The organism is Luteibacter sp. dw_328, from assembly GCF_018449605.1.
Taxonomy (GTDB): domain Bacteria; phylum Pseudomonadota; class Gammaproteobacteria; order Xanthomonadales; family Rhodanobacteraceae; genus Luteibacter.
On the sequence record NZ_JAAVUW010000003.1, the window covers coordinates 497,964 to 511,894 of the forward strand.

The window sequence follows — 13,931 nt, forward strand, 5'->3', positions numbered from 1 at the left end:
CTCGGCCGACTCACGCGCAAGGTAACGTCGTATGTCCACCCTGGTCTTCGTGCACGGCTGGAGCGTCACCAACACGTCGACCTACGGCAGCCTGCCCGAGGCGCTGCGCGATCGCGCCGCACAAGCGGGCTCGACTCTTCGGGTGCTCGACATTCACCTCTCCGAGTACGTCACCTTCGACGACGCCGTGGGCATGGACGATATCGTCCGCGCGTTCGATCATGCCCTACGCGGACTCGCCCTCCCGGATGCGCGCTTCGACTGCATCACCCACTCGACCGGCGGCCCTGTCGTCATGGCCTGGCTTCGGGCCCAGCGGGAACACCCGACGTTATACGCACCGATCCATCTGGAGCGAGTGGTCATGCTCGCGCCTGCGCACTTCGGCTCCGCGCTGGCGACGTTGGGCAAGAGTGTCGTGGGCCGTCTGAAGGCCTGGTTCGACGGCGTAGAGCCGGGCCAACGCATCCTCAACTGGCTCGAGCTGGGTAGCCCCGAGTCCATCGCGCAGAATCTCGACGCCATCCATGGCAAGGACACGGCGCTCAGCGGCACCTACCTTTTCTCGCTGATCGGCGACCGGCCCGATCGCCGCCTCTACGATGTGGTCAATTCGTATACCGGCGAAGATGGTTCGGATGGTGTCGTCCGCCTGGCCGCCGCCAATCTCAATGCCACGCATTGCGTGCTCGCACAACCGGGGGCGTCGGCCACGCTGTCGATGACGCTGACACGCGCGCCGCGCACAGCCTTCAAATTGCTCGCGGGGCTTTCGCACTCGGGGAGCACGCAGGGCATCATGGGCTCAGAGCCTCCCTCGCCGCTTACCATCGACGCCGTCCTGCGGTGTCTTGCCGTGAATTCAGCGGCGGCCTACACGGCGCTTTGCCAGGCATTCGCCAGCGAGAACGCTCAGCGCGATGCTAACCGCGTGGAATTCGAGCCTGCCTTGTTCTCGCCACGCGTACACATCCACGATCCGCGCAGCCTGATGATCTTTCGCCTCGTGGACGATCGCGGCGAACCGTTGGTCACGGCGCAGTTCCAGCTGACCGCCGGTCCCGACGCATCGACCGATCACCTGCCGCAAGGTTTCATGCTGGACCGGCAGGCCAATTCGCGTAGCCCGGCGACGGTGGCGATGTTCCTTAATCGTGCGGTGCTCGCCGGTGAAGCGGCGATCCTGGATCCGCGCGATCCGCACAAAACGCTGCGTGATCCGCTGCAGCCGCACCGTCCCTATGGCGTGCGCATCGAGCCGATCGACGTGACGGGCCTGATCCGCCACGTGGTGGCCAACACCGCACACGCCGACGATCTGCTCGACGCACTCGGGCCGCACGAAACGACGATCGTCGATGTGGTTCTTTCCCGCCGCGTCGCCGAAGGCGTCTTCCGCCTGACGCAGAATCTCGTTGCCGAGGATTTCCACAAGCCGGTCCCCGGCGCCGACCTGGCCTAGCCCGCTGCGAAACGCGCTGTTGTAGGAGCCGATTCATCGGCGATCCCGCGCAGCGGGCCAGATTGTCGCGAGCACCTATCGCCGCTGAAGCGGCTCCCACAAACAGCCGTCAGTTGGCGGGCGCGAGATCGCCGACCAGCGTGGGAATCAGTTCCGACACCGTCGGATGAATCGGCACCGACCACTGCAACGTCCCGATCGATGCGTCCGCATTCATCATGTCGAGAATGCCGTGGATCGCTTCGTCACCACCCGTGCCCAGGATAGCCGCGCCGAGAATCTTCTTCGTCTGCGCATCGGCCACTATCTTCATGAAGCCCCAGGTCTCGGCCTTCTCGACGGCACGCCCGACCCGCGTCATCGGACGCTTCGATACCAGCAGGGAGCGACCCGACTTACGGGCCTGTGCTTCAGTCATACCGACGCGACCCAGCGGCGGATCCACATAAAGCGCGTAACCAAGAATGCGATCGCTGACCTTGCGTTCCTCGCCGTCGAGCAGGTTCGCGGCCACGATTTCGTAGTCATTCCAGGCCGTGTGCGTGAACGCACCCTTGCCATTGCAATCGCCCATCGCCCAGACGCCTTCGGCGGTGGTCTTGAGATGATCGTCGACCTTGATGTAGCCCTTCTCGTCCATCTCGACCCCCGCCTTGTCCAGGCCAAGGTCATCCGTATTCGGGCGACGACCGACCGCGAGCAACACATGCGTTCCGACGACTTCGGGCGCGCCCTCGTTGCAATCCACGCCGACCTTCACGCCACGCTCGTGCTTGCCCAAGGTGATGCAGCAGGCATCCGTTCGCACAGCGATGCCCTCCGCTTCGAGAAATGCACGGATCTCGGCGGAGACGTCTTCGTCTTCGTGGCTGACCAGCCTGGCGTTCTTCTCCACGACGGTCACCTCGGCACCGAAGCGCCGGAACATCTGCGCGAATTCGAGACCGATGTAGCTACCGCCCACCACCACGAGATGCTCGGGCACGGTCTGCAGCGGAATGATCGTGCTGTTGGTCAGATAGTCGACGTCGTCGACGCCCGGAAAGTCCGGGATGTTGGCGCGGCCGCCCACATTGAGGAAGACCTGGGGCGCTTCGAGCATCTCCCCGTTCACCTCGATCTGCCGCGGTCCGGTAAACCGCGCGTGTCCGCGAATGAGCGTGAGCCCCGGCATCGACGCCAGCCAGTCCTCGTTGCCCTTGCGCGAATCCAGGATGACCTTCTGGGCCCGCGCCGCGACGACCGGCATGTCGATGCTGATGGGGCCAACGCCAATACCGTACTCGGCCCCGCGCTGCGCGAAGCGGGCGGCGCACGCGCTGGCCACAAGGGTCTTGGTGGGTTTGCAGCCGGTATTGACGCAGGTGCCGCCCACCAGATGCCGCTCGATAATGGCGACCGTCTTGCCCAGGCCGGTCAATCGCCCGGCGAGCGCCGGGCCGGCCTGTCCGGCCCCCACGATGATGGCGTCGAAAGTGCGGGTCATGGGCGGGGCTCCGTCGGGTGGATGACCCTTGGAGGGTACCCCGAGCCGCTGGCAACCGCCTTGCACGAAAAACCTGAAGTGGTGCCCCCGGCCCGATTCGAACGGGCGACCTCGCCCTTAGGAGGGGCGCGCTCTATCCAGCTGAGCTACAGGGGCAACAGCCTCAAAGGATACCGGAATGACGAAGGCCAAGACAAAGAAGCGAACCGAACCGGGCGTCTACAAGCGCGTGGACGGCAGGCCCGGGTATGAGGTTCGCATCCGCTGGACCTGCCGGGGCGGTGACGAAAAGACAAGCAAACGGCATCTGCCGACGGTCATTTACCCCTTCGACCCCAGGGCCAAATCGGGCCCGTCCTGCGAGGCTGCTGCCCTGGCGAACGCCAATGCCTATGCGATTCAGCAATGGGCCGCCATCCGCTTTTATGACAAGCCGCATGCCGAGCTGGCCGACGGCTGGACGCTCGGCCAGTTGCTTGAGCGCCTCCTGGGCGAGGCGGTGACATCCATCGAGGAAGCCAGGGCCAGGGGCCTTCCCGCCCCCCAAGGCTGACCAAAAAACGCGGCAATCTGCCGGATGCTGCTCGGCATGAGCAAGCCCACGGACACGGCGAACCACGCGGGTTTTCCGGACCTCAACGCACGTCCTCTGGCCTCGCTCAAACCGGAGCATTTTTCCGGCGCCCTGCACTCCCTTGCCTCCCGTCTGTTTGCCCGGGGTGTTGGGCCCGCACTTGGCGGTTCCGTCCGCCGCCTGATGTTTTTCGGCCCTCTGTTTGGCCGTGCACGGACTGAGTGTCGCATCGAAATCATCGACCCCCTCCAGCGCTGGAAAGACCTGGACCTCCCACCGGCGAGTCCGGGCCGGGAGCGTGTCTTGTCGGACACGGAATGGAAGTGGGTCCGGGCTGCAATCCTTGGCGAACGGGGCAAGTCCAGGCAGCTGCGGACGTCCATGGCTGTCCGCCTTGCCATTTACACCGGGCGCTTCACCGCTGCCCGCCGCGCGGAGGTCGTCAAGCTCGATTGGAAGGACGTCGACCTCGTCGCCGGCACCGCGCACCTGCGCGACACGAAGAGCAAGAACAAAAACAAAAAAGGGCACACAGCCCGGTCGCGAACCATTCCCCTCCCGGCTGAGGTCGTCCGGCGCCTGGCGTGGCTGAAGCGCCGGATGGAAGCCAACCACGTCCCAGTGAAGGGTGCAGTTTTCCAGTGGAACGGTCGGCGCATTTCCCTAGACCCCGTGACAAACACCTGGGTAAAGGGATGCGAAAAGCCCGTGCCAAGGGTGCGCGATTGCATGACCTCCGCCACACCCGCATTACTGAAATCGACAACGTCCTTGGCAATCCCCTTCAGGTTGCTGCCATCACCGGTCACGAGGACCACCGCACACTGATCCACTACTTCGACCCCAGCGCCCAAGAGCTCAGCGAGGCCTTGGCGAAGGGAGAGCTAGAGAAGAAGAAGTCCGGCGCGTCCAGAACGGCAACGCTCGCGCCTGACGCACTCGAGGCCCTCAAGGGCCTTACATTGGAGCAAATCCTCGGTGCCCTCAGCGTGGCGGCAGGCAGGAACTGAGACACGGGGCGAGAGCTGGTTCGCGGTCGCACTCCAGGCGCTGGGTTATCCTCGGGACTTTCCCACCTGGAGTTGGCGATGACACGGACCTCCCGATTGGCGCTTGCGACCTTGATGCTGACCATGGCACCCGCATTCGCCGCGCCGTCTGCAAAAGCTCTGCCAACCGCGCCGGCCGAGGTCACGGCAGCTGCTCCGCCCGGAACGACCCTTCTCGCATTTTCGGCAAGTGGCGAACAGCCCGATGCGGACGCAGTGGCGGTGTTTCAAACTGCGCCCGACAGAGACAGTGTGCGCTATCGCACGCTTGTGCTTTTCGGCAAGAAAGACGGCAAGTTTGTGCCGGATTTTTCCAACGACAAGGTCATCGCCTGCTCGCTGTGCAGCCAATTTCACGATGACCAGTTCTATGCGGGTGGCGTCAAGGTGACCCCGGGACACATCCATATCGACCAATCCGACGCGGGCGAAAAACCGTCGGAGACAGCGCTGGATTTTGTCCGGAAAAAAGACGGCTGGCATGTGACCAAAGCGACCCGTCGAACGGTCGTGGCCGGCTACGGCGCGGACACATCCGCTGCCCTCCCGTTACCGCCATCCGGACTTGCCAAGGACATGGATGCGAAGTGGACCGTTCCGGTTTTCTACAACACAGTCCTGTTCAACCGGCGCAATGGAAAGTTCATGTTCATGCACCAGAACAGCACGCCGGACGCTGTCTGGGCAGCCGCCAAGGGCGACTGCAACAAGGAAGATTGCGACGTCCTCGTGCAGCAGCAGGACGGCTGCATTTCCCTCGTGCGGGATTCGACGGGCCGCCCGTTCGGGGCGGGAACCCCGAATCCCAAGGACAAGAAGGCTGCTCTCGCCAAGGCCATGGACGCATGCACTGCGGCGGGAGGGACAATGTGCAAGGAAGCCAACACGGACTGTAATACCGGAATTTTTTGAAGCTGTTTTGTCGGCCTCAGAGGCCTTTGAAAGGGAATGGATATGGACGTTGTTTCAGACAAGAAGGTAGACAGGCTCGTCGCCGCGTATGGCATGACGCGCATCTACGAGCTCGATGACAAATCGTGGGTGACGGCTCAGGACGGTACAGCAGCATGGCGACACAACAATCCCGGCAATCTCAAGCTGGAGTTTGCCGGCAGCGAACAGAATTCTTCGGTGCACCGTACGAAGGAACGTGCTCTGGAGAGCGCCAAGCACAGCTACGACGGCGTCATCGACCTGGACCAGCATGGCAACATCGTGTTTGAAAGTTATGAGGCTGGCCGCGCCGCACAACAGAAATACGTCGAGCTTCGTCATGCGGACCATACCGTTGAAGAGCTCATCAAGGATTACTCGAAGCCTGACTACAGCGGCACCGTTCATTACGATGCGCAGGCAAAGGACATCCATGCTGTCGCTGCGACCGAAGGCCAGGACTTGCATGGCAAGAAGGTCCGGGATATGACGGTCGCCGAAAAAGGCGCCTTGCTCGACGGAATCTCCCATTTCGAATACTGGAAAGCAGGAACCGTCACGCCGACGCAGGTCATGACGGAAGAACAGGTCACAGCCCTCAAGGCTTCGCATCCCGTCGCCCACCGTGCCCCAGCCGCTCACGTTGCTGGCGGCCACACCCACGCCTACAAGCAGGGCGACCACGGCGCGGCAGTTGGCGCGCTCCAAAGCGACCTCGCCGCCCTGGGCATGACAGCGCGCGATGACAGTGCCATCCATCCCGACCAGCACTTTGGGCCTCACACGAAAGAAGCCGTCGAGGCATTCCAGACGGCGCGCGGACTCCATGCCGATGGTGTTGCAGGGCCGGCAACGATGGCCGCCATCGGTGAGGCGAAGAACCACGCGCGGGTAACCAGCCAGCAAAGCGTCCCTACCCTGCTCGATGCCCGTCATCCCGCCAACGGCATTTATGAGCAGGCCCACAGCTGTGTTGCCCGCATTGACCAGGAGCAGGGCCGTACTCCCGGCCCGCATACTCAGAACTTCGCCGGTTCCCTGACGTCAGCCGCCACGGCTGCCGGCTTCAGCCGAATTGACCATGTGGCCCTCTCGGACGATGCGAACCGGGGCTATGCCATCCAGGGCGACCTCAACTCCCCGTTCAAGAAGTATGTGGAAGTCGATGTCATGCAAGCCGTCCAGGCTCCGATTGCACAGAGCAGCCAGGAGGCGGCGGTCAACGTGCAAAACAACGTCCAGCAACAGCAAGCACAGCAGCAGGTTCAGCAGATGGCGCCCGACCCTGTCCAGCAGCAGGCCGCTGGGCCGGCCATGACCCGGTAACGACAGGACCGGTGCCGCACATGCCGGCTAGACGAAGCCCACGGCACTCGTGCACGCCCGGCAGAACTGCTCGGGGTGTATCGACCGCGCGCAATTCAACGCGGTGTAGAAGGCGACCGGCGAAGGAAAGAACTTCCTCACCTCTTCAAGGTGCCGGTCATAGATGGGCATGGCGTCCTGAGGCATCACCACGCCCCTGTAGTACGCCTGATGCTTAGGGCAATACGCGAGCACCCCTGACATCACCGCAAGGGGGGCCTCTTTGGAATTAACAGGGGCGCTCACGTTGAGGGCTAGAGCGGCGGCTTGAAGCCGGCCGGTTTTAGACACGGATACGTGTACTGGAGCAAGACCGGAATCACTGATGCGTATTCCATGCCCCGTGTTCCAGGCTTGTCGTCGATAGTCAGTATCAACTTGGCCACTACGGCCGAGGCGCTCACGAAAGAGCATGAGACGTCTGCCCCCTCTTCTTGGCGAGAGACCTGAAGTGACGCAAGGGAGCCCCGCACGTACCCCACGATATACATGGCGCGATTGTCAGCGAGCGGATTAGGCACGGTAGCCCTTTGGGCAAACGTGTCATTCGCGCGCACGAGGTCCGGGTAGATGGCCTGCACCGTATTCTTTGGGTCGACGCCCTGCGCCGTAGCCGCTCCGCACACCGCCATCAGCGTCGCAGTAAGAAAAACTTTCATGTCAATGAGGAATCCCTAGATAGGCACAACTCCGTCCCCTGCCCTCTTCAACTTCCTACTGAAGGTCGAGGGTGAACGGTTCGTAGCATACAAGGACATCAAGGCCGTTTGGACCATCGGCCTCGGGCACACCGGCCGTGCCCCTCGTTGTTTGGCTTTGTTTGATGTGGCCCGTGCTTCTTCAACGGACGCCAGAACCATTTCCTCGAATGCTTCCGCATTCACCGGCCATGGCAGGCGAAATGCGGACTTCAACGCGCTCGGCTGGGGATGGGCCTGTGCTTCTGCCCACGGCTTTACTGCTGCCGGGTGGAGCTTGGACACAACCGCTACTTCCCGCGCGCCGGGCTTGAACATCGCTCGGAAGACAACTTCCGAAAGGCGACCGCGCCCCTGCCATCCCAGCGCAATTCTCGGCTCCGGGCCGCTCATCGGAATGATGTTGCAAGCCAGGCCGTGCCCCGCGGCAATCGACCTGCACAGGGCTTCCAGTACTGCGTCTTCAGCCACGGGCGCGCGCTTTGGACCTTTCGTCACCTTCTTGCCCGCCGGCTTCGTCGCGCGCGGTTCCACGGGTTTCCAGAGGTGGCCGCCCGCCGTGTTGCAAACCGGAAGCCTGCCGTGTGCGCGGACGTATTGCTCCAACAAAACCTCTTCCGCAAAAGACACCACCGACCCGTTGACACCGTCCATGGGCGCCGCAACGAACCAGAGATTTTGCGGGTCGTGCCCGACGCGCTCGCGATAAGCCTGGATTGCACGGCTTGTCCTGATTTTGAAGCTACCCTGCGCGTTGACGGCACCGGTCATGTTCGCAAGGTGTTTGGCAGACCGCCGCGCAATTCCTTCGCCGATGCCCTTGCCGATATAGACGACGTTGACGGGAAGTGCCCCGACATCGAGCCCGTCCGGCTTTCCTTCAATGAGCATGTACACGCCCCACGAATCGAACCGCTCAGCATGCTTCAGGACTTCGAGAAGCGGCACCGGTTCGAGCGGGCGAACGAGCTCCAGGACTTCTCTTTCAAGTTTCGTGGTGATGTGGGCGTTGGGACTTTCCATGTGGCCTGGTCTGAATGTGGGAAGGCGGGGAATGTGCGGGTCGACTGTTTCACGGACTGAGACTTCCGCACGAGGGGAGAGGCGTCTAGACCGACCCAGTCGAAACAAAGCCGTGGTTCTTACCCGGATTGAAGATACCTCCCTCCGGCGTCAGGAAATTCTGTCCTTGAGCCAACCGAGCAATCCGGCGTCGAGCACTCGGCCGGCGATGATATCGGGGCCCCAGAACGTAACCCTGGGCGGCGGGGTTCGGTCGACGGTGCCGGTATGCCAGACGTAGAACATACGGGCGTGGGCATCCGTTCCCGCAAACTCGTCGGCGTAGCCGTCGAATTGCGAGGTTGTCGTCCGTGATTTGACCTGGACAAACGCCCGCTCCTGCGTCGATGGCAGCAGCAAGTCCAAATCGATGGTCTTTTGGGTCCCACCCGTCCGTGCCTGACGACGCCAGCCGCTCGTGGAAAAGATGAGCTCAACCATCAACTCAAAGTCGACCGGGGTCAGCAAGCGGACCATGGCAAGAACCTGTGCCAGCAAGACCTGTTCAGTGGCCTCGACTGCTGCAAGCTCCGGGGTCTTCTCATCGTTCAGGCGACGCAGAAGGTAAGAGCGCTCCTCAACTTCGCAGATGGTGCCTTGATACATTTGCGTCTTCGTGAGCTTCCCTGAGAGGCGACTAATCAGCAGCGGTTCACCAGCGAGGCTTGTATTCCTCCAACCGTCGACTGTCTTTCGAAGTCGGGCATCGTCGTCGGCTAGAACAGCAGGCGCTCCCTTGGGTCGGCACCACCACAAGTAACCCTTCGAAAACGTAATGAAGATGTCCTGCTCGGAAGCTTCGTAGTAGGTGCGAATCTGGCGGGTGTCGTTGCTCGCGGTTCCGGCATTTTTTCGCTCGCGCGTCCAAAACGCCTTAACCTCTTCCCAGTTCCGGCCCAGGCACAAGTCATGGGGTGTAGCGTGGTAACCAAACTTGATTGTTCCACCTGCCAGACAAAGACTCTCCCACGCGCCACCCTCGCCGAGTTTGATGAAGTACACCCGGGCAGATAACGGAATACGGTCTCCTTCCCGACCTACGGAATCGGCAACGGTGGTCATGCATCCCCTCGCCGCACACGTTCGCTCTCGACCAGCCGCGCCAGGAGTTCATCGGGGTCGCGGTAGTCGTCGACGTCCATATCGAGCCCGGACAGAAGGCTGCACACAGCGACGAATTCCACCCATGCCTGGAAGGCATATTTGTACTGGTGCCCACCTTCCCGGGCAGAGCGACTGTATTTGTCAGCCAACTGTGGGAGCACGGATTTGAGCTCGTCGAGGTCGCCGGTCCGGACCGCAATGTCTAGGGACGCGAGCAGGAGCCACTCCCGCTTTGGACTGAAAACCGGGACCCGCTCAAAGGCCCCAAATGCCGGCGCATGCTCGTGGAGCTTACCCAGCGTGATGCCCGCCATCAGGCGGTCCCAATCCGGCTCTTTTTCGGTCATGTCCAATGCCCCTGTGAAGAGCGGGCATTGTCATCGGGTACCGAGGGGTAATCAATTGCCGCCCATCGCCCCCGCCCCGTTAACCGGGCGACGTGATGGCGGCGTCTGCCCGCCCGAATATGGGCGAGCAGCGCCAGCGACCTCAGGGTGCCTTCTTGCCAGCCTTGCACCACTCCTGCCACTCCTGGAGCTCGTCTGCCACGATGGGTGTATCAGCGCCCTGCGTCCTGTGGAAAGCATCGACCCAACCATCGACGCACGCGCCGGTGGCCGGGTCGTTGTCCACCTGCGGCGCGGCGTCTGCAACGCTCGCATCATCTGCGGCAACAGGCTTGGGTGTGGCCGGACCAGCACCAACCGGTGGGGTGGCGCCCGGTGTGGGAACGTCGGCTGACGGCTGGCGCGCAGCCACAGGAGGCGCAGGAGAGACGGCGGCTTCCGTTGAAGCCAGAGGCTCTACGGGCTGCCGTACCTCGGCAATTGCGCGGTTGACTTCAGATTGTCAATCCTGGGCTTTTTCGATTTCCGCGATGCGGGGGTCAGTCAATTCGGGAGCCTGTTTTTTTGCGTATGCTCTTCGACACAGGGACCGGGAACCAGGGGAAGGCCATGCCAGTCATTGCAATGCTTTTCCGGGGCCGTTATGGGCACTACCAGCCGTGGATGTCGTGGTTTTTTGCTGCCGTCATTGCCGTCTTGCTCATCGCGAAGCTCGTTGAGAGACATGATAAGAAGAAGCGGCGGGACAACCCGCAACCGGACAAGCCGTCAATCCCGACGTCGTTCTACCGGCGACGGAACGGGAAGCACCGTCGCCGGCGATAGCCCTAGAGAAACATAGGAGCAGTGGCAGCCCGGAATTTCTCCTGCGCCTCCACGATGAGCTTGCGCGCCTCTTCCACATCGACCTCCATGTCGAGTTTCTCGACCTCCTTCGCGGACATCAGGTCGGGATAAGCCCCCGACTCTGTGGCATAGCCGCCAATCTTGGCGAGCACGGGAACGAGATGCCTCGCTATCATCCCCGGAGGCATTGAAAACGACTTCTCATAAGCGTCAATCCCCTCAATAGCATTCTCCATGAAGAAATTTATTGTGGCCCATTTCTCGTTCCCGGAAGTCGACATCTTCATCTGCAAATAAAGGTCGTAGAGGCAATTGGCAGCGGCGTAGAGATACAACCCAGCCTTGGCCTCGTCGTTCAAGTCACTCTCGTCGATGGTGGTTTTATCGACGAAGCCCCCGAGAAGAAGGGCCTGAGCGGCACGCCGAATAACCTCGGCGGTCCTGCCCTTCAGTCCAAACGAGAACAGTTTGTGCACGTCGATACCTCATGAGCCAGCTCGATGTTTACAGGGCAACTCAGACGGGGCCGAAGGTCCCAGTGATGTTCCAGACGGTGGAGACGTGGTCTACGAACGTGCCCCCGATGTCCAGACCTGCGTCTTTCGCCGACGCTTTCAGCGACGTATTAACCTGGAAATCGTCTTCATAAGAGAGTGACAGGGCAAAGTCCACCGCCTCACTATTCAGTCGCATCTTTGCGACCGCCTTCCACGTGAATTCATGCTCGTACCACACCATGTCTTCGGGCAACGTCGGTGTGTCGTGCCCCTTCAGCCGAACGTGGAGGACAATCCGGTCGGTCTTGCTGTCCTTCGATGAAAATGACGCTCCCGCATTTGCACCGGGCGCTTCCAGTGGCACTGAGAGATTCGCCGCGAAATCCTTGCCCCAACCCCGCGTGTGCTCTGCACGAATTTCCCGTGCGCCGAGCGAAGCGAGAAGCAGGCAGACCTCCGCGAGCTTGTGCTCAAACACCTTGCGGTGAAAGATGGCAGCGGGGTAGTAAAGGGCGTCCTCAGTGGGATGCCTTGCATACACGCCCCGGACAAGCGGGTGTCCGGGAGGAAACCGAAGGAGCTTCTTCGCGCTTGACAGCCCCACGGGCACCAGGCCTGAGCCCAGCTCTTTGTCCTTTGTCAGATGCTTGTAGACGCCATACGCCAGCCCTGCCCCAAGATAGACAAAGTTCATTCGGGTCGATGCAAGCATCACGACTTGCGCGACCTTCGCCCAGTCGTCGGTGACGGACGGCGGCGCAGTCGGCTGCTTTCCCGCGTGCACCGTCGCGTCATCGACAACGGCAATCAGCGGCCCGACCTCATCCTTTTCCAGCATCACATGTCCTCGATGTGTATTCGCCTGTGCGGTGGAAGTCCCGCCTAGGGGCAGGCCGTTCGTCCAGGCTCGATGCCCGGAATTCTAGTACACGCCAGTGGCATGCTGGCCGCAGCGCGGAACTCGAAAGCCGGCAGAACGTTGATGGGCCAGTTTTGTGCGTGCCTCACACACCACCAGCGTATGCTCACGTCGGCAAAGGGACTTTGAAGGGGAATCCGATGAATCACCGCATCATGCTCGGGGCGCTGCTTGCCCTGCTCTCGCCTGTGGCCCTGGCACAGACCACCAATTGTTTGGTCTACCCCGGCGGCCTCGTGCGGTGCACTGAGCCCCAGGGCCTCGGGGGGCCGACACCGTCGACGAACTGCACAGTGGCAAACGGAATGGTCCGATGCTCACAACCGCAAGGGCCCCAGCCCATTGCTCCCCCTCCGGTTTCACAGCCTATGCCGGACTACCGGGCTGCACAAATTCCGATGCCCCAGGCGCCCTCCTTCCAGAAATCATCAACGCCCGGCTTCGGCGCGGGCGGCTTGCAAGCGCTCGAAGATGAGAGGCGCCAAAGGCAGCAGGTCCAACAGCCACAAGCGCCGGCTATGGACGTTCAAACCGAAGCCGCCCCTGCCCTTCCCCAGCCCGATGGCGCGCTCATCAAATCCGTGTATTGCTACAGCGAGATATCCGCCGAACTCGACCGCAGCATGCCTTCTTCCCGGAAGGCCATGGCTGACCCCAAGACATCGAAGATGGAAAAGGCGGTCATCCAGCAGATGGTGCAGGAGGGCACCGCGAGGAAAGAGCGTGTGGCGGCCTACATGCGCCCCCGCAGCGAGCATGTCGACAATGGCCCCCTTTCCCAGGCGTTCAACCAGGGCAAGGCGGACTACAACCAAAGCGTGATCGATGCCCTCACGTGCAACCGGTCCTGTCCCGCGACTGGGCCCGAGAATCAAACCTGCAATGACAGCTGCAATGCAAAAAGCAGCGCGTGGCATCGCGCGCACACGTGTGACGGACTGGGATTTCTTCCGAAGGCTCATTGAGGCTTCTAGGGTTCATGAGGGACACCCGCCAGCATCGGCGAGCAAGGAGACGTTGAATGACCAAAGACGCACTGTGGACCGGAAAGCTCGGCCAAAAAACCGTGGTTTACGACCCAACCATTCAACTGCCCGGCTGTCCGCACCTTTTCCTGTGGACTGAGGCGGACGGCATGGGCAAATACCTCGCCGACGTCATCCGGTCAAAGGTCAAGCGCGTCCCGGATGAATCAGCGACGGCCACCCTCCAGGCGCTCTACGAAGCATGGCGGGAGGCCACCGGCGAGCGCTGGCTTCTCGAAGAAACGCGGTTCTACGAGGAGCAGGCGCGCGGTGCCGAGGAACGGCGAAAAGCCCAAGAAGCCAGGCAGGAAGCGAAGAGACTCGCGCAGCTGTCCATCGAGGAACGCCACGCGGAACGGCTCAAGACGCTCGGCAAGGAATTCAAAGGCGTGGAGTCAGTCACCAGCGAACGCCGCGTCCACCGCGCCACCCACTGCTATGCCTGCAAATCCTCCCTCAACAGCGCGCAGGACCTTCAGTGCAAGGCTTGCGGGTGGATACTGTGTGACTGCGGCGCGTGTGGTTGCGGTTACGAGTCACCGGCCCCGACGTAGCCGCGTGTAA

At 61.9% G+C, this 13,931-nt stretch carries 14 protein-coding genes and 1 tRNA gene; 7 read left to right on the forward strand and 8 right to left on the reverse strand.

All coding sequences use genetic code 11. The features are described 5' to 3' along the window. The first annotated feature begins 31 nt into the window (after positions 1–31). Positions 32–1,462 carry a phospholipase gene (locus tag HB634_RS10115; RefSeq protein WP_213948471.1) on the forward strand — a complete coding sequence of 477 codons (1,431 nt, stop codon included), beginning with the start codon at positions 32–34 and terminating at the stop codon, positions 1,460–1,462. 109 nt (positions 1,463–1,571) lie between these two features. On the opposite strand, the gene HB634_RS10120 is transcribed toward HB634_RS10115, so the two are convergent. After that, positions 1,572–2,948: an FAD-containing oxidoreductase gene (locus HB634_RS10120; RefSeq protein WP_213948472.1), complete on the reverse strand. Its 1,377-nt coding sequence runs from the start codon at positions 2,946–2,948 to the stop codon at positions 1,572–1,574. A 79-nt stretch (positions 2,949–3,027) separates the two neighbouring features. Further along, positions 3,028–3,104 (reverse strand) — tRNA-Arg (locus tag HB634_RS10125). 22 nt (positions 3,105–3,126) lie between these two features. Here HB634_RS10125 and HB634_RS10130 point away from each other — a divergent pair. The 4 genes from HB634_RS10130 (at position 3,127) to HB634_RS10145 (ending at position 6,830) form a co-directional block, all read left to right on the forward strand. Then, positions 3,127–3,501, forward strand: coding sequence for a hypothetical protein (locus HB634_RS10130; RefSeq protein ID WP_213948473.1), 375 nt, complete (start codon positions 3,127–3,129; stop codon positions 3,499–3,501). Between the two features lie 36 nt (positions 3,502–3,537). Then, positions 3,538–4,350, forward strand: coding sequence for a tyrosine-type recombinase/integrase (locus HB634_RS10135; protein WP_213948474.1), 813 nt, complete (start codon positions 3,538–3,540; stop codon positions 4,348–4,350). A gap of 260 nt (positions 4,351–4,610) precedes the next feature. Beyond that, positions 4,611–5,483 carry a DUF4189 domain-containing protein gene (locus HB634_RS10140; RefSeq protein ID WP_213948475.1) on the forward strand — a complete coding sequence of 291 codons (873 nt, stop codon included), beginning with the start codon at positions 4,611–4,613 and terminating at the stop codon, positions 5,481–5,483. A 42-nt stretch (positions 5,484–5,525) separates the two neighbouring features. Next, positions 5,526–6,830 (forward strand): XVIPCD domain-containing protein, encoded by a 1,305-nt coding sequence (locus HB634_RS10145; protein WP_213948476.1) that lies wholly within the window; start codon positions 5,526–5,528, stop codon positions 6,828–6,830. Between the two features lie 293 nt (positions 6,831–7,123). On the opposite strand, the gene HB634_RS10150 is transcribed toward HB634_RS10145, so the two are convergent. The 6 genes from HB634_RS10150 to HB634_RS10175 all read right to left on the reverse strand — a co-directional run bounded on the left by HB634_RS10150 (position 7,124) and on the right by HB634_RS10175 (position 12,261). Further along, positions 7,124–7,528: a hypothetical protein gene (locus HB634_RS10150; protein ID WP_213948477.1), complete on the reverse strand. Its 405-nt coding sequence runs from the start codon at positions 7,526–7,528 to the stop codon at positions 7,124–7,126. A 15-nt stretch (positions 7,529–7,543) separates the two neighbouring features. Beyond that, a complete protein-coding gene (locus HB634_RS10155; RefSeq protein WP_213948478.1) occupies positions 7,544–8,590 on the reverse strand; it encodes a hypothetical protein in 1,047 nt (348 codons plus the stop codon). Between the two features lie 150 nt (positions 8,591–8,740). Beyond that, positions 8,741–9,691: a hypothetical protein gene (locus HB634_RS10160; RefSeq protein ID WP_213948479.1), complete on the reverse strand. Its 951-nt coding sequence runs from the start codon at positions 9,689–9,691 to the stop codon at positions 8,741–8,743. Next, entirely contained in the window at positions 9,688–10,080 is a 393-nt protein-coding gene (locus HB634_RS10165) for a hypothetical protein (RefSeq protein ID WP_213948480.1), read from the reverse strand. Before HB634_RS10165 ends, HB634_RS10160 begins: the two co-directional genes overlap by 4 nt. Before the next feature lie 827 nt (positions 10,081–10,907). Then, positions 10,908–11,402, reverse strand: a complete 495-nt coding sequence (locus HB634_RS10170; protein ID WP_213948481.1) for a hypothetical protein — start codon at positions 11,400–11,402, stop codon at positions 10,908–10,910. 40 nt (positions 11,403–11,442) lie between these two features. Beyond that, positions 11,443–12,261 carry a hypothetical protein gene (locus tag HB634_RS10175; RefSeq protein WP_213948482.1) on the reverse strand — a complete coding sequence of 273 codons (819 nt, stop codon included), beginning with the start codon at positions 12,259–12,261 and terminating at the stop codon, positions 11,443–11,445. Between the two features lie 449 nt (positions 12,262–12,710). Here HB634_RS10175 and HB634_RS10180 point away from each other — a divergent pair, with 449 nt between their 5' ends. Both HB634_RS10180 and HB634_RS10185 read left to right on the forward strand, forming a co-directional pair. Further along, positions 12,711–13,307, forward strand: coding sequence for a hypothetical protein (locus HB634_RS10180; protein WP_213948483.1), 597 nt, complete (start codon positions 12,711–12,713; stop codon positions 13,305–13,307). A gap of 56 nt (positions 13,308–13,363) precedes the next feature. Continuing rightward, on the forward strand, positions 13,364–13,921 hold the full coding sequence (locus tag HB634_RS10185; RefSeq protein ID WP_213948484.1) for a hypothetical protein: 558 nt from the start codon (positions 13,364–13,366) through the stop codon (positions 13,919–13,921). Positions 13,922–13,931: the final 10 nt, after the last annotated feature.